We start from the raw sequence: 23,856 nt of genomic DNA on the forward strand, positions 1-23,856 counted from the left end.
TTTAATCTTAATCAGTTTTAGTGGGTCCGATTGTTTGGCCCGAATATCGAGACTCGTTATAATGAATACCGATGATTTGCGCGTTTTCACCACTGCCGTCGACGCTGGCAGCCTTGCAGAAGCAGCCCGCCGGCTGGGCATCCCGGCCATGGCTGCAAGCCGTCGGCTGGCTGCGCTCGAAACATCGCTCGGCATACGGCTGATGCACCGCACCACCCGCGCGTTGTCGCTGACACCAGAAGGCGAAACCTTTCTGCCCTATGCCCGGTCGATCATCGACAATGAGCAGGAGGCCACATCGCGGTTGAGGTCCGATGGCCGGGGCGCGGGCGGATTGCTGCGCGTTTCGGTATCCGCGGCCTTCGGCCTTACATTTGTGGCGCCGCTTGTGCCCCGTCTGCTGATGGAAAATCCCGAGCTGCGCATCTCGCTCGACGTTACCGACACACTTCCTGATCTGGTCGCGACTGGTATCGATCTCGCCATCCGCATTGCTCATTTGCGCGACAACAGCTTGATCGCTCAAAAACTGGCCGACAATCCGCGGCTTCTGGTAGCAGCACCCGATTATCTTCAGCGACGTGGCCAGCCGGCTTTCGTGGGTGATTTGGCTTTGCACGATTGCCTTCCGCTTAACGGCATTAGTCATTGGACGATGCGGGACGAGAGGGCGCCGGAAAGTGAGCGGGAAAAACATATCCGCGTTCATGCGCGTTTTTCATCGAGCAGTATTGCCATCTGCCATGCCGCCTGCCTGGCGGGCGGCGGCATTGCGTTATTGTCGCACTGGGCCGTCCGCGATGACCTGCGGGCGGGCCGGCTTGTGGCTGTCACTCTCGCCGACGGCGCGCCAGAGAACATGCCAATCTGGGCAGTGTATCCCACCACGCGGCTGGTCTTGCCTAAGGTGCGGGTATTCGTCCTGGCACTGCAGGAAGCCTTCGCCGCCTATGCTGATCAAGGGGGCCAAGTCGCAACTTGATCTGCTAGAGGGTTACAATCGCGGCTCTTACTTTCTCGGCAGTGATCGGCATGTGAGTGAATCTGACACCGGTGGCATCAGCCAGTGCATTCGCAAGTGCTGCGGAAGCTGGGCCTTGTCCACACTCGGCTACGCCCAGGAAAGGCTTTCCCGGCTGCTGCTGGACGGTGACAGCAATCTTTTCAGGTACGTCGCGGAAGCGTAAAATTGGATAGGTGCTCCAATCGAAGGCTGTGCGCAGAGTGCCGTCATTGCCCGATGCTTCGCGGGTGCACCAGCTCAACGATTGAATAATCGCCCCTTCAACTTGATTATGGACACCGTCCGGAGAAACGACCTCGCCGCAGTCCACATCAGCCTGGACCCTTCGAACTGTCAGGCGACCCGTGTCGCGCTCGACTGTGATTTCCATGAACACGGCGCAATAGGCGCCCAGATTTTTGTAACGCGCGAACGCCATGCCGAACCCTTGCAGCGGCGAAGTTTTCTTGCGAGTTTTCCAGCCGAAGGCTTCCGAGGCGGTCAGCATGACGCTTCGTGCTCGGTCGTCGGCCATGTGAGCCAACCGCATATCCAGCGGATCCACTCCAGCCTTCAACGCAAGTTCATCAAACATGCTTTCGATAGAAAACACGTTCAGGTGCGCTCCGAGCGACCTCAGCGCGGAAACCCGTATCGGCATGTCCTTGATGAAGTGGTAGATGACATGCGTGTTTGGCAAATCGTAGAGCGGGTTCGAGTTGCGGCTGCCGTCGCCTTCCGGCATTGGGATCGGCTTGCCCTCCGGAATAGGAAACGATTGCGCCACCTCGTTTCCAACAAGCACGCCGCCCGCCCCGACCGGCCGGTTGTTGTGAGGATTGCTCCAGACATCGTAGTTCCATTTGACGATCCGGTCGCCGGCATCGATGGCGGCGTCGACTTCCGTCACCATTCCCGGACCAAGTGGTTCCCAGCCGAACTCTTGCTCTCGCATCCATTGTAACCGGATAGGCTTGCCCGGCATCGATGCGGCAATCAGGGCAGCTTCCGCAGCAACGTCATCCGCGCCGTTCTGTCCATAGCAACCGGCGCCTTCGACGTGGATGGCGCGTATGGTTTCTATCGGGCGATTGAGAAGCTCCGCGGCCACACGCCTGACGTCAAACGTCCCCTGACTGTGTGTCCATATTGTTAGCTGATCGTCTTGCAGCCATGCCAACGCGCAGGAGGGTCCAATCGACCCATGGCTGATCCAGTTTCTGGTAAAACTTTGGCTGACAGAATGCTTGGGGTCAGCAGTCGGTGTACTCGTATCCAGTATGACGATGTCGCGTGCAGGCAGCGCCTTCAATGTCTCGGCGACTCCTCCCGAGGGAAGAGGTTCGTTCGCGGCCGTGTACGGTAAGGCTTGCAGTCTCCGCATCAGCTTGACAGCATCCCACTCGCGCCGGGAGACGACTGCCGCAAAATCGCCGTTGCGGACAAACTTAACAACGCCGTCCATAGCTTCGATTTCGCTATCCGGCGGAAGCTTCAGCCGTGTGCCTATGCTTGGACCGCGAATGACCCGGGCATGCAGCATTCCCGGCAGGCGCATGTCCTGTATGAACGCCTCCCCCCCGGTCGTCTTTGCCGGGATATCCAGCCTCGGTAGGTTGAAACCCATCGTCCGAAACTGGCCTTTCTGGCGAAGAGGTGCATTGGGCAGCGCTTCCACATGCAGCGATACCGCCGCGGCAATCTCGCCATACCCAAAGCTGCGGCCATCGGCTGCGACAATGGTTCCATTCCCCTTTGTAGCAACATCGGCCTCTGCGACCCCGAGCGTTGCGGCGGCTTTCGCGAGCAGGAGCATGCGCACGTTTGCAGCAGCGTTGCGGATCGCGGTGCCACTGTCCTGCATGGAATGACTGCCTGCCGTCAGCCCTTCGTCCGGTGTGCGCAATGTATCGACCGTAACAAGTGTGACTTTGGAAGGAGGAAGATCGAGTTCTTCCGCAGCTACCTGCGTCAACGCTGTCCGTATTCCCTGTCCGAGCTCGGCCTTACCCGTGAAGACGGTGGCTTTCCCGTTTTGATCGAGCTGTATCCAGGCGTCAAGATAGGGCCAGGATTTCAGGCTGCCTGGCAGGTCGGCATTGACAATAGCCGGGCCGGCGCCCCCTTCTCCGCCTCCGGCCAACTGGGCTCGTGCAGGTCTTGCGAGAGCGAATGCTACCGCGATACCGCTGGCCGCCAGAAAAGATCGTCTGGTGATCGCGCTCATCTGGCCACTCCTGCCATGACGTCGCTGGCGCGCCGGACGGCGCGGAGGATCCTCGCATGGGTGCCGCAACGGCAGAGGTTGGGTTGCAGATGGTCGCGGATTTCATCATCGCTCGGATTGGGGATCTTGTCCAAAAGGGTCTGCGCACGCATGATCATGCCAGCGATACAGTAACCACACTGCGCGGCTTGCTCATCCTGAAACGCCTTTTGCAAAACGCCTGGAGCGTCGACAGAGCCGAGGCCTTCAATCGTTCGAACCGACCTTTCGCCAATCGCGCCTAGCGGAGCGAGGCAGGAAAAGACTGCCTTGCCGTCGATATGAACAGTGCAGGCGCCGCACTGCCCAAGCCCGCAACCGTATTTGGCGCCGTTGAGTTCCAGATCGTTCCGCAGCACGTAAAGAAGCGGTGTATCTGTGTCGCTATCGACCTGGTGTCTCTTTCCGTTGACCGTGATCGATGTCGTCATTGTGCGTTCTCCTTGCGAATATCGCGAACGGTGTCTTCAAGAGGCGGCCAGGGTGGTTGCGTTGTGAAGCGCGATCGGCCGTAGGCCAGCAGGTCCGCGATCTGTCTATCGGTGAGATTGTCGGCAAACGACGGCATGAACGGAGCGTCGCTGGACGGATCCCTTATGCCCTGCAGGACGGCCTGAACCGCATTGCGGGGGTCTTTCGCGTTCATGTCCGACGTCTCTGAAAGCAGCGGGCGCCCTTGCCTGCCCATCGGCGCGGATGGCTCGTGACATCCGCCACACGCACCATCGAACAGGTTTGTCCGAGCGTCCGGCAGCCCAGCGATGGCGGGCGGCGTCACCGTCGAAGACGGCGTGGTACCGGAATGAATTGTCGTATTGATGTAAACGGCAATCGCCCGTACGTCGGCATCGTTGAGCCTCGACAGGCCCTCGGTCACTGGCCCCATCGGGCCAGCTGCCGTGCTGTGGCCCTTCGCAGTCCCGGTTTTCAGATAGGCTTGAAGCGTATCGACGTTCCAGCGATCAGCTGACGGGTTGGAAGCGTCCAGAGGTGGCGCGTTCCAACCTTCCGCAACACCCCCAGCAAACTCGTCCGCCCACTTTTCCCCGCCCAGGATGTTTCGGGGCGTGTGGCAACCTCCGCAATGGGCGAGCCCGTCGACCAGGTATTTTCCACGGTTCCATTCGCTGCTTTCCATGGGTTCGGAGACCGTCGCTTCGTGCCGCAGAAACAACAGTTTCCAGCCGGCAAGAAGTGGACGAAAGCCCAGACCAGGGAGAAGTTCGTTTGGAGGAGCGCTCTCCTTGACCGGCTCGCGGCTCATTAGAAACGCGTAGATAGCATCGAGATCTGCATCTGTGACGCGCGTGAAATGTTCATAGGGAAGTGCTGGATAGAGATGGCTGCCATCGCGGGCGACGCCCTCCTTCATCGCGCGGCGAAACGCATCTGCCGACCAGTTGCCGATCCCAGTTTCAGGATCCGGCGTGATGTTGTTGGAATAAAGAGTTCCAAATGGCGTAGTCAACGGCCGCGAACCGGCAAGCGCCGGGCCGTCATCGGCGGTGTGGCAGACGATACAGTCGCCTACGGTCGCCAACTGCTCACCCTTGCGGATCAGAGCCGGCGGAATCGAAGCCCGATCAGGGGGCGGGATTCTCGAAAGTTCCGGTTCGTAGGCGATCCACCCAAAGACCCCAAAGCCCACGGTGATCGCGAGGCCAAGGATTGAGGCCCCCGCCTGCAGTGTGCGTTTACTGTAATGCATATGGACTTGCCTCTGTATTACGAATGCAGGCGACGATCTGTCTGACAGCATCGCTGTGGCAGGCGCAAAGACTGAGCGCACCGTTGCCTCGGCATCCATGCCGTCATCCAGAAATCGATTTGTGAAGGTTTAACAGCCTCGGCGGATGGCGAAATCGCACTTTGGTTTGAACGACCTATACCTCGGTTTAGGACCGACCTCGCTTTTTCAGTCAGCCGTTTCCCGCACCGGTTTCGGCAGCCGCGTGGATGAGGGCTGGATAGTCCACATATCCGCGACTGTCGCCGCCGAAAAACGTTGAACTGTCAGGCTCGTTCAAGGGAGCTCTCGTGCGCAAGCGATCCGGAAGATCAGGGTTTGCGATGAACAGCCGTCCGAATGCGATAACATCGCCGCGTCCCTCGGCAATTGCTGCCTGGGCTTTCTCGTAAGTGAAGCCACCCGCCAAAATCAGGGGGCCTTTGAACCGCTCGCGAAGCAGTTTCATGATGCTGTCCCAACGAGGGTCGTAATTCTCATCGAGAACGGTTCCGACAATTTCCGGCTCCACCAGATGAAGATATGCAAGGCTGCGTTTGCTGAGCTCTTCGGCAATGTAGCCAAATGTTTCTTCCGGAGTGTCGTCTCCCATCCCCATGAAACGCCCCATTGGCGTCAAACGGACACCCACCCTACTGGCACCAATTTCCTTGGAGATTGCATCGGTGACTTCCAGAAGCAGCCGCGCGCGGTTTTCTGTCGAGCCGCCATATTCATCCATGCGATGATTGCTGTTGCTGTTGATGAACTGGTCCAAGAGATAGCCGTTGCCCGCATGGATCTCCACGCCGTCCATACCGGCAGCGATAGCGTTCCGGGACGCTGTGACATAGTCGGCAATGATCGTCTTGATGCCACTTGTGGTCAGTTCCTGCGGCTCCGGGATCTCTCCCCAGACGCCCTTGCCCGTTTCATCAACAATGAACGTTTTTCCAGGCACCGGCATTGTGGTCGGGGCCACCGGCAGCCCGCCGTTCGGTTGGAAGCTTGGATGAGAGACGCGTCCGACGTGCCAGAGTTGTTGGAATATTACCCCGCCCTCTTCGTGAACGGCTTTGCTGACCTCAAGCCAGCCGGCGATTTGCTCAGGCGTATAGATACCCGGCGTCCAGGCGTAACCCTGTGCTTGCTGCGAGATTTGCGTCGCCTCGGTAATGATCAGGCCGGCGCCCGCACGCTGACGATAATATTCCACATTCATCGTGGTCGGCACGTTACCTGGTTGCCCGGCGCGAGAACGGGTCAGGGGTGCCATCGCAATACGATGACGCACGGTTAGCCCTGCTATTTCTATAGGAGAAAAAATGTTGGCGTTCACGGCTTTGTCTTTCAATTTGAAGTTTTGATGCATGGCCCGAGACCTGCAATCTAACTTCACAACGATCGACGCTGTAGTGGTTATAAATGATCAGCCGGCATATCGGTTTCCGTTACAATGATGCCGGTGCCCCTTTTCAGTCCGACAGTAGGCACCAACATTTCCCTGGCTCTAACCATGCCGGCAGTCGCGTCGGAAAGAAATCCGGCCTATGAAACACCGATCGCGCCGATTGACAGAATCCCCTCCTTTGCCGACAGGCAAATTCTGCCTGCCCGTTTTCATTGGTGATCCATACTATAGCTGGCCGATTTGGAGCGGTGGTGAGGGCATATTTGACATGAATAACTCTTTACTCGCTTTCACTTCGGGGACTCGTCGAGCAAGGTGCGCGCCAGCGGCACGACCTTTGATCCATAAAGTTCAATGCTCTGCATAAGTTTGTCGTGATCCATGGGACCAGCAGAATACTTCATCTGGAACCGTGATATCCCAAGCGTCCGGACGGTGGTTGCGATCTTTTGGGCCACGGTCTCCGCCGATCCCGCATACAGCGAACCATGTTCGATCTCGTTCTCAAAATCCTGCTCGGTCACCGGCGGCCAGCCACGTTCCTTGCCGAGCCGGTCCCGGATCTTCTTGAAATGTGGGAACAGGTCACGGCGAGCCTGCTCATCGCTTTCGGCTATATAGCCTGGTGAATGGACGCCAATAGCGCCGAGCGTTCTCCCAGCTTGGTCGGAAGCCTTTTTGTAGAGCTCGACATAGGCACAAACCGGGCTGGATCGCCACCGATGATGGCCAGCATCAGATTCATATCATACCGGACTGCACGTATGACGGACTCCGGGCTACCGCCGACACCGATCCAGGTTTTAAGCCGACCGTCTCCGATGGGCGGATAGATGCGCTGATCCTCCAGCGGCGCGCGCCAGTCACCGCGATAATTGACGACGTCTTTGGAGACGATCTCCGAGAACAGATCGAGTTTCTCTTTAAACAGTTCCTCGTATTTCGACAGGTCGTAGCCGAAGAGTGGGAAGGACTCGATAAACGAACCGCGGCCGAGAATGACTTCGGCGCGCCCGTTCGAAATCGCATCGAGTGTCGAGAACCGCTGAAACACACGGATCGGGTCGTCTGAACTGAGAACGGTGACGGCGGAGCCGAGCCGTATCTTGCTGGTCTGAGCCGCAATGGCAGCCAACACCACCTCCGGCGCGGAGATGGCAAAATCCTTGCGGTGGTGTTCGCCGACACCGAAGAAGTCGATGCCGTGCCGGTCAGCCAGAACTGCCTCTTCGACCACATTGCGGATCACCTGCGGCTGCGCAAGCAGGTCTCCGTCAGGGCCTGTTGTGACATCGCCGAACGTATCGAGGCCGAATTCCAAGGGTTGTGTCATGATATGTTCCAATCGGATAAAAGAAGACGTTGTTAGCGCACAGCTGGGAGTGACGATGAGGGCGAGCCGGATCCTGCTGACGAGGTCGCATTTTTCGTCCACGGCCACTGGCCATCGATCTCGGCTTCAAGGGAAAAACTGAGAAATGTCCGGATGAGCACGATCAGTCCGAGAAGTCCGACGCTTTCCCAGGTCAGTGGTGCGATGATGGTCGCTATGATGTCAGCACCGATCAGGATCTCCAGTCCCAACAAGATCCCGCGGCCGAGATTGGCGCGGTAGCGCTCATAGGCCTCGCGTTGGTCGATCGAGAAGACATCCCTGATGTATCCGACGGTTGCGACCAGAACGCCGACCAGGATCACACCCACGCCGAAGAATTCCAGACCGGTAGCCAAGGGCTTGAGAATGGGTGCTATCAGGTTGGCGATACCGCTTGCCTCACTGCCGATATCCATGATGATTTCCTCTTCAATTCAACAGAGCAGAAGCTGGTAAGGTTTCAGGATTCGGCCGCGGCGCTGCTTGCAAACAGAGCGACGACCGCTATGACAGCAGGCAGGGTGAAAGCGACAGCCGGTGCGTACATGTAGCCGACGGCACCAAAGCCGCAGCCAAGGGCAAAAGTCGCCACGGCAGCCGCCATCTTCTTTATCCGCGCCTTGGCCGTTGCAACCTCGTCGGCTTTCGGATCGGCCAGAATGTCGGCAAGATCCAGCATGATTTGCGTGGTCGTGCCGGTCATCAGTGTCGATGGCGGCGCTTTCGACAGATGCGCCTTGTGAAGCCCGTTCTGAATGGCCATCGCGGAAACCAGCGCCATGCCGACCGTAAGAGTGGCGACGCCTTCGTCTGCCCGGAACGGACCGTGATAGAGCGCGTAGGCGGCAACGCCGACGAATAGCAAGAGCTTGACCACAAGCATCGGACGGATCGGCGAGCGATTTTGGCTCGGCAGTTTCAGGCAGACCAGCCGTGAGGCAAAGACGACCAGGCAGAACACCGGCAGTGCCAGGAGTTTTGACCATGCGCCATCCAGACCGTGCGCCATGCTTGCGCCAAGCGTCACGAAGTTACCCGTGACATGCGCGGTAAACAGGCCGGACAGCGACAGGAAGCCAAGGGTATCGACATAACCGCCGTTGAAGCTCAGGAGGGTCGGAAGGGGGGGAGTTTTCATCGCTGTTCTCTTATCTAAAATCTGGTATCGCGATGTTCTGTCTCGCGATATGCCCCAGTTTTGCCCGCAAATCCTCCGTTCAACAATTGTATCAATAGTTTCGAATTTATTGCGCCGCGCGACATAATGAAAAGGGCGACCGAAGCCGCCCTGCCATTTGTTCTGATGCTGGTATCGTTATGCAGTACCTGGCCGATTGATCGTCAGGAAATGACGGACGACCGGCTTTTCGGGTCCGACATGGTAGGTCAGAACCTTGCCCTTCAGGTCGGCGTCGGCATTGGAAACCCGCTTGTGCTGGCGAAGGTGCTCGGCCCAGGATTCCACCATGAACCATTCGACGATCTTTTCCGGATCGGCACTGTCTTCGGTGACACCCCATCCATAGGCTCCGTCGCGGCGCCGTTCCTGGGAGAGTGTATCGAGCGCATGCAGGAAGGCGCTGCGATGCTGCTTCTCGACCTTGTATTCGATCAGGATCAGGACCGGACCACGATCATGGGCAAAAGGGCTCGGCAACGAGCGGCTCGGGCCAATGGTTGGACGGTACCATGTCGGCATCGCCGGCCGGAAGCTTGATACGGTGCATGATGAAGCCTGCCACGAGAAGACCGGCCGCACCGATGAGCAGGGTCGTCTGGATGCCGACCGCCGTACCGATGGCGCCCCAGCCAAGGCTCCACGACCACGCACCCAGTTCGGGAGCACAGCCTGCGCGGCGCCATTCAGTGTCGTCAGCGCGGTGATCCATGCGCCACCAAGGAAGAGAAGCGCAACGATGGCGACGATCTTTGGCGGAGCGAGCGCCGCGGGGCTTGTTGGGCAACAGCGGTGTCGACCATTCGTGGTCCGTCAGTTCGTAGCGACGACGCGTCATCAAATGCGTCCTTATTCGGAAGCCTTGAACAACGACAGGCGATAGACACCAAGCATTTTATGAGTTTACGCCGTACAATCCAATGTTCCCGACGTAAGCCGTGAGGCATGCTCCCTTTTTTCAATTTCGAGGTCAATCGATCCAATTGGCTGCGGGATTTCGGTCTTACGGAAAAAGAGACCTGACGTCGTGATGGAAGCCAGCGTGTTCGGTTGCAGCGAAATCGTTTCGACGCCTCTCGTCAGCTGCAGCCTACCTCGCGGTCAGGTCGAGAGCCACGCCTTGTTGGCGATGAGATCGCCAACATTAACATCGGACCAGTTCTCTTGATCCAGCGTGAACTTGGCCTGATTAGTGGTCCGGGCCACATGCCAGTCGTCGTCAGCGGCCTTCGCCGCGTTGGAAAGAAATATGAGTTTATTTAAAACATAACGAAAAACAACGACATGGACCTCCCCTCAAAATTAACGGGGATATGACCACATGCCGCAGTTGAGATTAATTATAGAAACTTCAGCTTGGTGTGAGACCGTACGAAATAGTCGGCTCCGACGTGAGCGTGGTCTTTGAACCTTTAACAGGCTGTTGAAGAAGTCAGTCGCGTTCGCACACGAAGCCGGAATCGTCTCCGTTGTGGATATAGATATGCCCGACAAGGCGTCCAGCGGAGCCAAGTGCTGCCCATCCGCGACCACAGACCGGGTCATTCTCGTCTTGTCTTTCCCACGAGAACTCCGCACAGGCTGATCCACTTCGCGCGCTATACCGGACATCGAGAAAGCCCTTGAGAGCAACGAATGCGATTTCGCCGTCGGCCGTGCCCTGGAATGACAGATGTGCCTCTTCCACGAGATCGAGCGCGTCATTGTCCCAGTTGTCCATCTCGACGATGCGCCAACGACCGGCAAAGGCCCTGGCGAAAGCAGGAACTCTCGCCATCAGCTTGTCTCCGTCATGAGCTTCGGCAGCCGCACAAGATTGTAGGCGGCGGCCGCGAAGGTGAAAGCCCATCCGGCGCGGCCGCGCCCGCGCAACTTCGTCTTGTCTTGCTCCGCGACGGTTTTGATCCCGCCGAACGCCTCCGCGATGCGCTTGCCCATGCGCAAGGTGACCCCGTAGCCAGGATGGCGCGTCGTTCGTCCGTCGATAGCCGAGCGGCGACCATTGACGTTCTGCGCGACATGCGGGTTCACCTTCATCGACCGAAGATCTTCGACGACGTCCTTTGTGTCATGGGCCCTGTCGGCACCCAGCGTGATCGCTTTCGTCCGCCCGGTGAAGGGCCCGATCATGTGCGGCGACGCTACCCGTTCAGCATAACCGCTGGCCTCTGTTAGTCGCGCATCGACCAGCAGGCCATGGCGGTTTTCCATCAGCCCGTGCCCCATGAAGCACATCTTGGCCTCCTTGCCTTTGCCTGTCCTATAAAGCTTTGCATCTGGATCAGCCGTTGAAGCATGCGTCTCGTTCGAACGCCTTTCGCCATGAAAGTCTGCTTCCACATTCCGACCGCCGCCATCCGATGGTCCGCCCGAGCCATTCCTCGGCCTGAAGCTCTTGATCGACGCCCAGGCTTCGATCAGCGTGCCATCGACGTAGAAGTGGTCCGTTGATGGTAGCCACTCTACCTTGGGCGGCGAAAGGGTCGTACCCAAGAGCGGCGATGTCGCCTTTCAGCAACCGGTCGCGGTTCTTTGAAAAGAACCGAATGGTTCCGAGCTGGATCGTCAAAGCCAATCTCCACAAACCAGCTGAACACAAGGTCGTATTCCGGCCGTTCCATCAAAAGCCGCTTCGAACGGCTTGAATAGAAGGCTTGCAGAAGCATTGCCCGCAGAAGCTTCTCAGGAGCGATCGATGGCCGTCCAATCGGTGAATAGAGTGCCGCGAACTCGCGTTCCAACGAAACGAGCGCTTCGTTCACGATCTGCCGGATGGCCCGTAAAGGATGATCCTTTCGAACCCGATCCTCCAGATCGACATAGCTGAAGAGTTGACCTGTCCTCGCATTGCCGCCGCGCATCCATCAACTCCAAATAGCCATACCGAGAGTGAATCACGACAAGAGCATATATGCCAGCGCCTTTCTCAACAGCCTGCCAGTTTTCTACTCGGCGACTCATTGCAACTAGCGTCGAGGCTACGCGGAGCGTCGCTTATTCAGCCATCGCAAGACACGTATCTCTTCATCGTCCAGCCAAGTGAGTAGTCGGATGCTCCTCGTTTTCAACTTGAAAATGTCCTTCAACTGGCCCGCTTCGAAATCTTGAAAAACCGCGGGGTGTATGTAGGAGGAGCGGCACACGGACCGAGTGTTTACAAGCTTGGCGGCCACGTGATCGATCGCTTCGTTCACCTGACGAGCCAGCGCTCGGTTGGTGGTAGCCTTCTCCACACCGGCGAGGGCCTCAACCGCCATGCATGTCGCGCCCCAGGTTCGAAATTGTCGGGAGGTGAAATCCTCGCCAGCGACTTCCTTGATGTATGCATTCACGTCGTTGGACGATATCTGCCGACAACCTCCATCGTCGCAAACGTACTGGAAGAGATGCTGGCCGGGTAGTTCCTGTAGTTTCCGCACGACATTGGCGATCCGTCGGTCGCTATGAGCTAAATTCCATTCCTTTCCCGATTTCCCCTTGAACCGAAACCTCACGCTGCCTCCTTCAACGTTGACGTGGCGGTTTCTAAGCGTCGTCAGCCCGAACGACCTGTTCGTCTCGGCATAGGCGGCGTTGCCGACCCGAATATACAGGTTGTCGAGCATCCAAACGACCGTCGCGAGCGCTTTATCCATGTTGAGTTTTCGCGAACGCAGGTCAGTGTCAACCCTTTCGCGAAGATCCGGCAAACGGTTGGCAAACGCCGCAAGTCGCTCAAATTTCGCCTTTCCACGCTCCGCGTGCCAATCTGGATGGTAGCGATACTGGCGACGTCCTCGTGCGTCGGTGCCAACCGCCTGCAGGTGAGAGAATGGGTTAGTCGAGATGACGACATTGGTGTAGGCCGGGGGTATCGCCAGCGCGTTAAGGCGAGCCACTTCCGAACCCTCGGTGATCCTACGACCATCGGGTCCGTAGTATCGAAATCCTCTTTCGCCCTGTCGGCGGGTTATCCCGGTTTCAAGTCCCGCAATATAGACTAGACCGGAGGACAGTTTCGCCTCGGCTACCGTGGTATCGATTTTGGTTATTACGGTGTCCATTCCGCTAAAACTCAAATCTGATAGCTAGGTTCCCTACGACCTCCGTCAGGACGAGATCATTGCGGACATGCAGTTTTCGTTGGCATCTCACACGGGATCCGCCGTTATCTCTGTTGGGACACTGTGTGCCATGGCAGGGGAGGGTCATATTGAATGACGCCGCGGATCAAACCCATATTGTTCGCTAGAACATAATCTCAGTGGCCGAAGTCGGCCTTACCGAACTCTCCCGCGCCGGGCGTTGCGCCCAAGACCAAGGACCTCGTCACCGAGGCGGCTAGCCGCACATGTTCCAGATTCAAGCGAGCAAGCTTGCTCTCAAGCGTTCGCGAGATGCGTCGACCAAGAGCTTTCCTCAGCAGATGATCACCGATCCTGCGAAAACCACGGAAGAATGTTGGCCCGCGCGTCATGCGCAATCGGTGAATCCCGAGGCAAGATTAGGCCGGAACCAAAGCGTTCGTTGCACATTCTATGGCCGTAAACAGCCGGATTGAATTCGGTGTCGTGCATCGCCTTCAATCATACAGGACACCTCCACTTCCCACGCCCACGAGATACGATCATGGATGAGAACAGAAACGATTGGACCGCAACTCGAGCTTATTCCCTCTGGGAGCAGGCAGGACGTCCCTTCGGCCAGGACGAAAGACATTGGGCGCAAGCCGTACTTGAGAGAGACCTCCTTGAACGTACCCGCGCTTCGAGCGATGGCGCTGAGGTAATTTCTCGCGCGCGGCAAAACGAGCGTTCTGGTCATGGTGCGAAACATAGTATTCTAATTGTGGAGGATGAGCCGCAGCTCCGCTATAGCTTCGTCGATTTTTTTGACGAAGCTGGACATAAGACGTTTGAAGCAGGCAATGCCGACGAAGCATTGGTGCACCTCAGGAACAACGAGATCAACACCCTCTTCACGGACGTCGACATGCCTGGGAGCCTGGACGGCCTTGGTTTGGCGGCAACGGTTCGATCTAACTGGCCAAGCATCAAGATAATCGTGACGTCGGGTCTTATCACACTCGCGCATTATGATGAGGAGCTCGGCGTCTCGTTTCTCGCGAAACCCACCTCGGCTTTCGAATTGCTCGAGTTGATCGCCACGAACACCCAAAAGGCATAGGTCAGTGCATTCGGGTCTGGGGGGATGCTCCGATGGAGCGCTCCTCCGGATGACAAGGTTGGTTTTGTCGATCCCCCCAAGCTTCCCATGAATCCGTCCGGTAGCAGACAGGAACAAACGTCTCGCGGCCAAGTTAGCTTTCGTCTCCCATCGAAGGCGCGGCTAAACCAGCAACTTGCATGCAGGGAGAGAACAAACCAACGGAGGATATCATGGCAACGACCAAGACACTCGATGACCTTTTTCTCGATACACTCAAGGACATCTATTTCGCGGAGAAGCAAATCCTGAAGGCTCTGCCAAAAATGGCCCGTGCCGCGCAATCCGAGGAAGGCAAGACCGGATTTCTTCAGCACCGCGACGAGACGCAAGGACAAATCGATCGGCTCGAGCAAATTTTCGACCTCCTGGGGAAATCTGCCCGTGGAAAGACCTGCGAAGCGATTCAGGGCATACTGGCCGAGGGCGAGGAGATCATTGATGAGTTCAAGGGCTCACCGGCGCTCGATGCCGGCCTGATTTCATCGGCGCAGGCCGTCGAACATTATGAAATTGCCCGTTATGGCACCTTGATCGCATGGGCAAAACAGCTCGGTCTAAAAGAAGCTGTCCCGCTGTTGGAAGCCACACTGGCCGAGGAAGAGGCAACGGATCGGAAGTTGACGCAGCTTGCTGAATCACGGGCCAACGCGCCTGCCAAGGGCAAGGCTGCTTGACACCATAAAGCGGAAGTACGAGGGGGCCGCCGGCAAGGCGGCCTCTTCGCAGTTGTCTGATTTTTACCAAGGGACATCAACATGGCCAAACGCCCAGCGAAATCCGCATCCATCTCCCCTGATGGGACGATCCATATCAACGACCAGCAGCTTCACCGAGGCGATGGAGGTGAACTCCATCAGTTCGCCGAGCAAGGACAGGATATCCTCACCACATCGCAGGGCGGGCCGGTCGCCGACGATCAAAATTCGCTCCGCATAGGTCCACGCGGGCCACTTCTAGTGGACGATTTCCATTTCCGTGAGAAGATTTTCCACTTCGATCATGAGCGTATTCCCGAGCGTGTCGTTCATGCTCGTGGCTACGGTGCGCACGGCTTCTTTGAGACGTATGAATCTCTGTCGGACATCACGCGCGCGGATGTATTTCAACGCGCGGGCGAGAAAACGCCCGTATTTGTTCGGTTTTCAACGGTGGCCGGCAACAAGGGCTCCTCGGATCTCGCGCGCGACGTCCGCGGCTTCGCGGTCAAGATGTATACGAAGGAAGGCAACTGGGATCTCGTCGGTAACAATATTCCCGTCTTTTTCATTCAAGATGCCATTAAGTTTCCCGACCTTGTCCATGCCGCTAAGCAAGAACCGGACCGAGCGTTCCCTCAAGCCCAGACCGCTCACGATAATTTCTGGGATTTCATTAGCTTAACCCCAGAGAGCATGCACATGGTCATGTGGATCATGTCAGATAGGACGATCCCCCGATCGCTCCGTTTCATGGAAGGTTTTGGGGTTCACACCTTCCGTTTCGTGAACGCCGAGGATAAATCCACATTCGTCAAGTTCCACTGGAAACCGAAACTGGGCCTGCAATCGGTCGCTTGGAACGAGGCCGTTAAGATCAACGGCGCGGATCCTGACTTTCATCGCCGCGATCTTTGGAACTCAATCCAATCTGGCAACTTCCCGGAATGGGAGCTCGCGGTTCAGCTGTTTGATCAGGACTTCGCCGACCGGTTCGACTTCGACGTGCTGGATCCGACAAAAATCATTCCGGAGGAAGTGTTGCCAGTGCGTCCGATCGGCCGGCTGGTGCTCGATCGCATGCCAGACAACTTTTTCGCCGAGACCGAGCAGGTTGCTTTCATGACCCAGAATGTCCCCCCTGGGATCGATTTCAGCAACGATCCGCTACTGCAAGGCCGGAACTTTTCCTACCTCGACACCCAGCTCAAACGCCTCGGAGGACCGAACTTCACTCATCTTCCGATCAATGCGCCTAAGTGTCCCATGCATAATTTCCAGCAGGACGGGCATATGGCCATGCGCAACCCCGTCGGCCGCGCCAACTACCAACCGAACTCGCATGGCGAGGGACCGCGAGAATCGCCCACTCGCGGTTATCGGCATCTAGCCGCCGAGGAACAGGGACAGAAGGTGCGGGCGCGTCCAGAAAGCTTTGCTGATCACTACAGCCAAGCAAGGCAATTCTTTATTAGCCAGACCGGCGCGGAACAGCGTCACATCGCCTCGGCGTTGACATTTGAGTTGAGCAAGGTCGAAATTCCAGCGATCCGAGAGAGAATGGTTTCGCACCTTCTGAACATCGATGAGACGCTGGCGACCACGGTCGCGCAAAAGCTGGGCCTCCAGTCGATGCCGGAGCCCGCTGACGCGGCGATGCCGACCCGCCAAGATCTGGACGCCTCTCCGGCCCTTAGTATCGTCGAACGAGGCCCAAAACGCTTCGAGGGGCGCAAGCTTGGCATTCTCGTTACCGACGGCGTCGATCGAAAGCTCCTTATCGCGCTGACCAAGGCGATTGCCGCCGAAAAAGCTAATGTCGAGCTGATCGCGCCCAAGGTGAGCGGGGTGACCGCGGACGATGGGAGCTTCATCGCGGCCAATCATATGATCGACGGAGGGCCTTCGGTCCTGTTCGACGCGGTTGTCCTTTTGACGTCCCATCAAGCCATCGACGATCTCGTCAAGGAAGCCACCGCCCGCGACTTCGTCGCGGACGCCTTCCAGCACTGCAAGTATATAGGCTTTCACCAGTCCGCCATGCCGCTTCTAGGGAAAGCGGGAGTTGCAGATCAGCTCGACGAAGGGACGATTGAACTGACAGCCAGCAAGGCCATTGCCGCGTTTGTCGAGGAACTCGGCAAGCTACGTGTATGGGGTCGCGAACCCTCGCTCAAACTTGGGCAGGCTTCACCGCCACTCGCATGAGGCAAAGCGGGCGCGGGAAAAACCCGCGCCCTCTCATGGGCCAACAGGAACCCATTATCATTTTGAACTCCTGCATCCGCCAAAATGCATCGTCATCCAGCTTGCGTAACAAACTTGTCTGTTTGGCAACCCCAGACGCCGACCGTGCCGGTAGGCATGAAGGTTTATCGGTGAGTTCGAGAACGACCGCTCAGATTGCAACAAATCCACCGGCGACCCGCTATCTCTCGGTGATACATTGACGCCCTTCAATCTCAATTCATTAAGCAACACACGCGCCGCTAACTCTTGGGAACGATCACTCAAGTTCGACGTTACTCGGTCGCAACACTTAATTTAATGGGAGATTTCATCATGGGTCGCGGCATTCTACTTTGGCTTCTCGGCGTACCATTGCCGATCATCATCCTTCTTGCGTTATTCATGCGATAGGAGGCAACGATGTCTCTATCGGATGTGCAAGAAGCCGTTCCTGTCGAATCCTCAAAGTCAGCTGTGTCCTGGGGCCCTATCCTCGGTGGTGCCTTCGCGGCCGTCGGCACCACGCTAATTCTCTTACTACTTGGGTCAGGCGTTGGCCTGACCATGGTTTCGCCTTGGTCGGGAGAAAGTAGCTCCGCGGCAGCGGTTGGTGTAACCGCCGCAATCTGGCTCGTTGTCGTCCAGTGGCTTTCCTCGGCTCTCGGCGGCTATCTTACAGGACGACTGCGCACCAAGTGGACGGCTGCCCATACCGACGAAGTTTTCTTCCGCGATACGGCCCACGGTTTTATCAGTTGGGCCGTGGCGACCGTGTTCGTGGTCGGCTTTTTGACATCATCCCTAACGTCTCTTGCCGGCGCGGGGGCAAGTGCCGCCGGTGCGGCGGCGACCGCGGCCGGTGCCGCGGGAACGGCCGCCGCGTCATCTTCAGCATCCGCGACGGATCTCTCCACTTCCTATTTCACCGATGCCCTCTTGCGCCCGGAGCGCGTCAGCGCGAATGCGTCGAGCGACGATGGAGCCGCTTCGGCGGAGGTCTCACGTATCCTCTTGAACGACGCGGCAAAGGGCGAGGTGCCTGAGGGTGACAAAGCGTACATCGCGAGCATCGTCACGGCACGTACCGGGTTGACCGAGGCGGACGCCCGGGCACGCGTTGACACGATATTGAAGCAAATTGACGACGCCAAGGTTGCAACGCAAGCCGCCGCGGACAAAACGCGAAAGGCTGCCGCAACCACGGCATTGGTAGGGTCGATCTCCCTCCTCATTGGCGCCTTTATTTCGAGTGCCGCCGCCGCCTTTGGAGGGAGGCAGCGCGATGAGGAAGAAGACATCTTACTAACGGGTCGAGGACCGCTCGTGTAATGGAGATTCAAGACGCCCCACGGTGGCTCGACATGTGGGGCGTTTTGTCGATGGCACGTTTGATGAACCCCACCATGCATCCCAGCAATGCTTGTCCCGGATGCGAACCGGCAAACGCCAGACGGCCGGGCTTTAAGTGGATTTCTCTGCGGAAACAAACAATGGCGACCTCGGCCCAGGAGGTAGCTACAAAATCGACAAGACGGTGAGCGAAGTTTCGGCATCGGATTTCGATGGCCTGATCATCCCTGGGGGCACGGTAGGTGCCGAAACTAAGGGGAAACGCGCAAATGGTGCCCTTTGTACGAGATGTAATCAACGGGTCCAAGCCAGTGGGGGTCATCTTGCCACGGTCCTTGGCTTTTGGCCGAAGCCAATGTCCTCAATGGGCGGACGGTGACGTCGTATGCGTCCATTCGCACCGATATCGAAAACGCGGGTGGCACATGGATTGACCAGGAGGTAGTGACCGACCAGGGCCTGGTGACAAGCCGCAAGCCGCATGACCTACCAGCATTTTGCGCGAAGATTATCGAGCAATTCGATGAAGGAAAGCATCCCGGGCAGGTTTATCGAGCTTAGTTGACGAACCGTATCCACTCACCTCGCCGGTTTGTCTCTCTCTGATCAAGGACGAGCTTTGAGGTCGAAGTCCGGTTCCGCGATCGGCTAGCCTCGCAACGCCAAGAATCCGTCTGTCACGGGTTCAGCGGAAGCGCACACTCCCTAGGAACTTCCACGATCATTGGCCGTTAACCTGTCAATTTGGAGATAAATGAATGGCAAACACCAACAACCTCGACAACGTCTGGGATCTCGCCGAGAAGATCGGCTTCTGCATGTTGACGACCCGAATATCACACGAACTTCGCGCACGCCCGATGGCCGCGCATCCCGAGCGTTTGGAAAACGCGTTTTATTTTCTCACTGACGTGGACGGACACAAGGATGAAGAGATTGCGCGTAACCCGCATGTCTGTCTAGCGTTCGCCGATAGCAAGGGGCAAAAGTACGTGTCGATATCAGGATCGGCGGAGGTGAGCAATGACCGCGAACGCATTAAGGAACTATGGTCCACGCCCGCCAAGGCATGGTGGGATAGCCCCGAGGACCCATCCATTCGCGTTCTTAAGGTCACACCTTCATTCGCTGAATATTGGAGCAGCCCCGGTACGATCGTGAGTTATATGAAGATGGCGGCCGCCGCCTTGGGCAGCGCTAAGCCTGACATGGGTAACAATGAAAAAGTCGATATGTAATGAGGGAGCGCGTTAAGACTCCTCACCGGCGTCCCAGAGCATCGCTTTTCGAGACGAAACACGTGAAGCGCCGCAACGGCAGAATCAACCGAACGCTGACCTATGGCGCGCGAAAGGTGTGACCCCGAACCTCACGCGCCGCTCACCTTTAGGCGAGATGGAGAAATTCAACATCTTTTTAGCGGCTAAGCCCCATAGCGAAAAGACCGCGCTTGAGGGTGGGATGGCACGGGAGCTTGCGGTAGCGTGGATCGGGGACGTGACGCAGGCGGACCCCGCCACCATCGAACACCGGCGTTCCCCGATTCGACCATCGCGCGGTGGACGCGGTTTGGAAGCTTGCATTACGAAAGCGCGGGGTCGACTTTCATTTGGACGCGAAGTTTGTACGCTAACGAACAAAGTTGGAACCATAAGTCCCAACCAACGTTTTCGCGGTTTCAAGCTATCGAGGTCGAAATGATCGCCAATATGCACCCCAGCGACCTTGGCCTATTATACGAGGTGTTGCGGGACGCTGCTGAACTGGTGACGGAGCCATGTGAAACCACGCCAAAGGCGAACGTCGCGGCTAATTTGCTGATACAGCTGATCCAGCGCAGGGTATGCCACCTCGAGCGAACATATCGTCCTTATGGCAAATTGAACGAGATTGCCCTGATGGAAATCGCCCTCCCGCGAGGGCCGGTTTTAAAGATAAGTCCGCCCACTGCCTTCGAATGGCCGGGAACATAGTCAAGTACCGTCTCAGCCGCTTCCACCAGTTTAGGCTCTTCAAATACCTCTCCCCTTACCGTTACCTGCGAGGCGGTCTGGCTCGAACGATTTTGGATTTCGAATAGGACTTGAAACCCATTACTTCGTGCCTCCACTTGAAGAACGGACACGCCGAGGTCTGGGGAAGTGTCGCGATCCATCAATGCGTCCCTACCAATCCAGATCAGAACCGCCAGGATGACCAAGGCGGATAGGGTTCCGGTTGTCCACTCAATCCAATGAGGCTCGTTAGTCTCAATATTTGCGTGACCGGTGTTTTTCGTCATTTAGGCCTCTAGAGTATCAGGCGGGCGGCCGCCGCGCCAATCGCACCAGGAAAACTCAAGATAACGATCATCATCAACGCTTGCGTGGCCCCTACGTCGTCGGTGCGATGAAACGTCCAAAGGCAAAACGCGCTAATCATTCCAGCGATGACGTAGCCTGGAATCGTGAAGCGCACGAGGGCATGCCAGCTCGGTGTTCCCTCGGCAAGGTCATGACTTCCTCGGAATGAAAGTGTGTAAACAAATCCGTGCATGAGCGCGACGGAAGCTACTATCAAGAGAAGGGCATGCCATGGCGTCATCTTGTAAGACAGAAGGATCATCTCCTCAGTCGGCGCGACATTCAGGCTCAGGAAAAGTGCTCCAATAGCCATGAGAAACAGTTCGCCAGCATAGCTAGTCTCCCGGTCGCGCAGCGGATCGCCACTATCGGGATCGCCCTGTTGAGATTGCCCTCCCAACTGACTGCGTCCGAGCATCGCGCCAATGCTGGCTGGGACCGATTGCACAGCGATCATGCCGATGATTTCGTGAGGCGCCTGATCGGAGGTTACAACACCGATCGCCACGAGAATGAGGCCGCTCGCGAATATGCCAAGACAATAGGCAATGCTTGCATCCCTCATCGCTTCAAGCCACGTTGTGGTCTGTTCGAAACCGACGCGGTCCGATAAGACGATAAGCAAAGGAATATTGAGGACCATGAGGATCAATAACCTTGTTCGGTCCATGTAGAACCCAAGCTCCCACATCTCCATGGTCATTAGCATGGGTAAAGCGAACAGAAGCGCGCCGGCGATTCCTCTTGCAATGCCGGCAAGAAACTTGCCCAGGTCGAAATCCTTCGCAGTTGAACGTGGAGCCAGAGCGTTATTCATGATATTAAGTTCCACCGTCCAAACGCCGACGCGGCCCCTTTAAGGAAGAGGGCGGCCACGGTTGACAGTCGCGTTGGCCTCGGGAGCGCGAGAGCAGCGGAAAGCAGCGCGGTCATTGACATCAACGTTGCCATCTTCATTGTCCCTGTCACGCGTGGAAGATGATGCTCAAACACTAGCGACGAAGCTCGTGCCACCCCACTCGCAGATCGGCGACGGATGGCGACTTTACCCGCCGATAACGGGCTTCGACAAGATTATAGATACCGAAGGCCGCTAGACCGATTGCCACGAGAAGGTAAAGCACGCGGCCAAAAGGCAGTTGCCTAATCCAATTCAGCGCGTCGCTCATGCTGCCTGCCCGACTGGCATCAACTGTCACGGCGGCATAGCAGAAAAATATGCCCACGATGGCAAAAACCACGCCGCGAGATATGAGCCCATATACGCAAATCAAGATCAAGGGCCGATTCTCTCCAAGATCAAGATAACGCTCAAATCGCCGCGAGATGCCCTTCGCCGCCGTTGCGACGCCTCCAATGAGAAACCCCACGCCGATCGCGCCCGCTAGGTAGCGGCCAAAAGGCTGAGACATCGCCCACGCCGCCAAACTATCTTCCCCACCGCCATGGCTCGACCCCATCCCTACCACACTCTGAAACGCGTAGGCCGCCAAACCTAGGTAAGTGCCTGCGCTGCCAAAAAGAGCGGCACGGACCAGATAGCTTTTGAAGCTAGCGTCGTGGCCATCCGCGTTCGCCAAGGACTGCGCGAGGCGCCACGCCACGAAGCCAAGAAGACCAAGGGCAATCAATGTGAGCCAGATTGTCCCCAACCATTGGCCAAGGAGCACATCCAGCGCCGACTTTGTGTCAGCCTGTCGGCCGCCGAAACTCGAAAATGTAGCCAGTCCAGCGACTAGCAGGAATACGATACCCCTTGCACCGTATCCAGATCGAGCCAACCAAGCAAATCCCGTATGTTTCATCGACTGTTCTCCCGCGCCTTGAAGAACGTGTGGGCCAGCGCTTAGGTTCCGCGTCAGCAGTCCACGGCGCAAACGCATCAGGCCACAATGGCCTCCCAAAATGTTTCATGTTTCACGTCAACACGCGTGGAACTGTTTAACGACTACCCAGCTCTGAACATCGGCTCGTTTCGCCGTTAGGGTTTTGGGAAATGGCGAACCGAGAGACGGATGGCTAAACATTTTTAACGTCGTCGGAACTCCGACGGCGTTACCGGCGTTGAACCGACGTATATCTTTCGACTAGAGGTTTAACACCATGAGTACTTTGCTGATTATTGTCATCCTTTTGGTATTGCTCGGAGGCGGCGGGGGCTACTACGCTCACGGGCGGTACGGGGGCCGAGGCTTGGGCGGCGTCCTGGGTTTAGTCGTCCTCGTGCTGATCATCCTATGGCTGTTCGGCGCGCTGCACGGCGGTGCCGCACCACCTGTCTAAGCCCTTGTGGCAGTCGACGGACCCGCGCCTATCGCGCGGGTCCCAGATCAATGAAAATAGCATTTACGGGACACGGCGCCAATCAATACCCTTGCAAAGGAGCCCTGCTAGGACGCAGCCCTTGGTGGTCATCCTGTCGCCCCGTAGCGTCACCGTGAGCTTGTAAGTCATATCACGCTGCGGATCGAAGGCCGTGCCGGTATAAACACCATCGACTCCAGGCTTGATGGACATGACCAACTTGTCTCCTTCCTTTTCCTTCGGAGTTCCTGGCCTGATCCACGTGTTGGTGGCGCATATTTCCGATCCGCACGAACCAATTCGAACCTTGGCGTTTCCGTCTCCTCGCGCCCATTGGCCATCGATTTCGGCGGCGTTGGCCTGAACTATCACGCAGAAGGTCAACGTGATCGCGGCGACTATCCTTGCACTCATGTTCGGATCCTTATCTCGGGTTGATATCGATACGAGAGGTAGTGGTGAACGGTTTCATCAAGCCTTGCAGATCCGAAAAATTTATCCGGACGGTCTAAACCGAGGAAGCATGACGTCCGTAAACAAAGACGTCGACGCGCTCGGGTAGGCCAATGAGTATTTTCCTTCTAGTCTCGGTTGCTATCTGGCTATCGCTGGCCATGGCCGGCGCGTGGGCGATACAGCGCAGCAGCGGACAAAGTGGGTGGATCGATACAATATGGTCGGCCGCCGTGGGTGTCGGAGGCGTGGTCGCTGCCTCGTTCGCCGGTGGTGACTTCAACCGCCGTGTCGCCCTCTTGATCGTGATCTGCGCC

22 protein-coding genes and 4 pseudogenes are annotated in these 23,856 nt (G+C 57.2%); 10 read left to right on the top strand and 16 right to left on the bottom strand.

The features are described from left to right. The first annotated feature begins 61 nt into the window (after positions 1 to 61). A complete protein-coding gene (locus ACCD05_RS28400; RefSeq protein WP_111564213.1) occupies positions 62 to 982 on the top strand; it encodes a LysR family transcriptional regulator in 921 nt (306 codons plus the stop codon). Positions 983 to 986: 4 nt separating this feature from the next. Here the strand turns inward: ACCD05_RS28400 and ACCD05_RS28405 are convergent, their stop codons facing one another. From ACCD05_RS28405 to ACCD05_RS28460, 12 genes and pseudogenes are all read right to left on the bottom strand, one after another. Beyond that, positions 987 to 3,230, bottom strand: a complete 2,244-nt coding sequence (locus ACCD05_RS28405; protein ID WP_112950156.1) for a xanthine dehydrogenase family protein molybdopterin-binding subunit — start codon at positions 3,228 to 3,230, stop codon at positions 987 to 989. Next, positions 3,227 to 3,700: a (2Fe-2S)-binding protein gene (locus ACCD05_RS28410; protein WP_413396869.1), complete on the bottom strand. Its 474-nt coding sequence runs from the start codon at positions 3,698 to 3,700 to the stop codon at positions 3,227 to 3,229. Before ACCD05_RS28410 ends, ACCD05_RS28405 begins: the two co-directional genes overlap by 4 nt. Next, positions 3,697 to 4,977, bottom strand: coding sequence for a cytochrome c (locus ACCD05_RS28415; protein ID WP_111564216.1), 1,281 nt, complete (start codon positions 4,975 to 4,977; stop codon positions 3,697 to 3,699). Before ACCD05_RS28415 ends, ACCD05_RS28410 begins: the two co-directional genes overlap by 4 nt. Positions 4,978 to 5,188: 211 nt before the next feature. Further along, positions 5,189 to 6,367: an alkene reductase gene (locus ACCD05_RS28420; protein ID WP_413396871.1), complete on the bottom strand. Its 1,179-nt coding sequence runs from the start codon at positions 6,365 to 6,367 to the stop codon at positions 5,189 to 5,191. Positions 6,368 to 6,696: 329 nt separating this feature from the next. After that, positions 6,697 to 7,739: pseudogene (locus tag ACCD05_RS28425) on the bottom strand (LLM class flavin-dependent oxidoreductase). 32 nt (positions 7,740 to 7,771) lie between these two features. Next, positions 7,772 to 8,197 carry a DUF1622 domain-containing protein gene (locus ACCD05_RS28430; RefSeq protein ID WP_111564218.1) on the bottom strand — a complete coding sequence of 142 codons (426 nt, stop codon included), beginning with the start codon at positions 8,195 to 8,197 and terminating at the stop codon, positions 7,772 to 7,774. A 44-nt stretch (positions 8,198 to 8,241) separates the two neighbouring features. After that, positions 8,242 to 8,919: a YoaK family protein gene (locus ACCD05_RS28435; RefSeq protein ID WP_111564219.1), complete on the bottom strand. Its 678-nt coding sequence runs from the start codon at positions 8,917 to 8,919 to the stop codon at positions 8,242 to 8,244. A gap of 177 nt (positions 8,920 to 9,096) precedes the next feature. Continuing rightward, a pseudogene (locus ACCD05_RS28440) lies at positions 9,097 to 9,726 on the bottom strand (MFS transporter); the annotation flags it as partial. Continuing rightward, a pseudogene (locus ACCD05_RS28445) lies at positions 9,701 to 9,796 on the bottom strand (IS5/IS1182 family transposase); the annotation flags it as partial. The pseudogenes ACCD05_RS28440 and ACCD05_RS28445, both read right to left, overlap by 26 nt. 594 nt (positions 9,797 to 10,390) lie before the next feature. Next, complete coding sequence (locus ACCD05_RS28450; protein WP_111564220.1) at positions 10,391 to 10,735, bottom strand: hypothetical protein; 345 nt, start codon at positions 10,733 to 10,735, stop codon at positions 10,391 to 10,393. Then, a pseudogene (locus ACCD05_RS28455) lies at positions 10,735 to 11,819 on the bottom strand (IS5 family transposase). Before ACCD05_RS28455 ends, ACCD05_RS28450 begins: the two are co-directional and overlap by 1 nt. Before the next feature lie 117 nt (positions 11,820 to 11,936). Further along, positions 11,937 to 13,001 (bottom strand): DNA topoisomerase IB, encoded by a 1,065-nt coding sequence (locus ACCD05_RS28460; RefSeq protein WP_111564221.1) that lies wholly within the window; start codon positions 12,999 to 13,001, stop codon positions 11,937 to 11,939. A 287-nt stretch (positions 13,002 to 13,288) separates the two neighbouring features. Here ACCD05_RS28460 and ACCD05_RS28465 point away from each other — a divergent pair, with 287 nt between their 5' ends. The 7 genes from ACCD05_RS28465 to ACCD05_RS28495 all read left to right on the top strand — a co-directional run bounded on the left by ACCD05_RS28465 (position 13,289) and on the right by ACCD05_RS28495 (position 19,678). After that, positions 13,289 to 13,498, top strand: coding sequence for a DUF4142 domain-containing protein (locus tag ACCD05_RS28465; RefSeq protein WP_111564222.1), 210 nt, complete (start codon positions 13,289 to 13,291; stop codon positions 13,496 to 13,498). 68 nt (positions 13,499 to 13,566) lie between these two features. Beyond that, positions 13,567 to 14,124, top strand: a complete 558-nt coding sequence (locus ACCD05_RS28470; RefSeq protein WP_111564223.1) for a response regulator — start codon at positions 13,567 to 13,569, stop codon at positions 14,122 to 14,124. A gap of 212 nt (positions 14,125 to 14,336) precedes the next feature. After that, positions 14,337 to 14,840 carry a ferritin-like domain-containing protein gene (locus ACCD05_RS28475; RefSeq protein ID WP_111564224.1) on the top strand — a complete coding sequence of 168 codons (504 nt, stop codon included), beginning with the start codon at positions 14,337 to 14,339 and terminating at the stop codon, positions 14,838 to 14,840. Between the two features lie 81 nt (positions 14,841 to 14,921). Next, complete coding sequence (gene catE, locus ACCD05_RS28480; RefSeq protein ID WP_111564225.1) at positions 14,922 to 17,069, top strand: catalase C; 2,148 nt, start codon at positions 14,922 to 14,924, stop codon at positions 17,067 to 17,069. Positions 17,070 to 17,510: 441 nt separating this feature from the next. Continuing rightward, complete coding sequence (locus ACCD05_RS28485) at positions 17,511 to 18,419, top strand: hypothetical protein (protein WP_111564226.1); 909 nt, start codon at positions 17,511 to 17,513, stop codon at positions 18,417 to 18,419. Positions 18,420 to 18,815: 396 nt separating this feature from the next. Continuing rightward, positions 18,816 to 19,001 carry a DJ-1/PfpI family protein gene (locus ACCD05_RS28490; protein WP_413396880.1) on the top strand — a complete coding sequence of 62 codons (186 nt, stop codon included), beginning with the start codon at positions 18,816 to 18,818 and terminating at the stop codon, positions 18,999 to 19,001. Between the two features lie 197 nt (positions 19,002 to 19,198). Then, positions 19,199 to 19,678, top strand: a complete 480-nt coding sequence (locus ACCD05_RS28495; protein ID WP_111564227.1) for a pyridoxamine 5'-phosphate oxidase family protein — start codon at positions 19,199 to 19,201, stop codon at positions 19,676 to 19,678. A 632-nt stretch (positions 19,679 to 20,310) separates the two neighbouring features. Here the strand turns inward: ACCD05_RS28495 and ACCD05_RS28500 are convergent. From ACCD05_RS28500 to ACCD05_RS28510, 3 genes are all read right to left on the bottom strand, one after another. Continuing rightward, complete coding sequence (locus tag ACCD05_RS28500; RefSeq protein WP_112950157.1) at positions 20,311 to 20,721, bottom strand: hypothetical protein; 411 nt, start codon at positions 20,719 to 20,721, stop codon at positions 20,311 to 20,313. A gap of 8 nt (positions 20,722 to 20,729) precedes the next feature. Further along, a complete protein-coding gene (locus ACCD05_RS28505) occupies positions 20,730 to 21,599 on the bottom strand; it encodes a TIGR02587 family membrane protein (protein ID WP_111564229.1) in 870 nt (289 codons plus the stop codon). Positions 21,600 to 21,774: 175 nt separating this feature from the next. After that, positions 21,775 to 22,587, bottom strand: coding sequence for a DUF1206 domain-containing protein (locus ACCD05_RS28510; protein WP_111564230.1), 813 nt, complete (start codon positions 22,585 to 22,587; stop codon positions 21,775 to 21,777). A 298-nt stretch (positions 22,588 to 22,885) separates the two neighbouring features. On the opposite strand from ACCD05_RS28510, the gene ACCD05_RS28515 reads away from it, so the two are divergent. Next, complete coding sequence (locus ACCD05_RS28515) at positions 22,886 to 23,065, top strand: DUF3309 family protein (RefSeq protein ID WP_111564231.1); 180 nt, start codon at positions 22,886 to 22,888, stop codon at positions 23,063 to 23,065. A 63-nt stretch (positions 23,066 to 23,128) separates the two neighbouring features. Here the strand turns inward: ACCD05_RS28515 and ACCD05_RS28520 are convergent, their stop codons facing one another. Then, a complete protein-coding gene (locus ACCD05_RS28520) occupies positions 23,129 to 23,500 on the bottom strand; it encodes a DUF2147 domain-containing protein (RefSeq protein WP_111564232.1) in 372 nt (123 codons plus the stop codon). A gap of 152 nt (positions 23,501 to 23,652) precedes the next feature. On the opposite strand from ACCD05_RS28520, the gene ACCD05_RS28525 reads away from it, so the two are divergent. Further along, positions 23,653 to 23,856: DUF1295 domain-containing protein (locus ACCD05_RS28525; RefSeq protein ID WP_413396878.1), on the top strand; the 204-nt coding region annotated here is incomplete at its 3' end.

It is taken from the genome of Rhizobium sp. Rhizsp42, assembly GCF_047304155.1.
GTDB lineage: Bacteria > Pseudomonadota > Alphaproteobacteria > Rhizobiales > Rhizobiaceae > Rhizobium.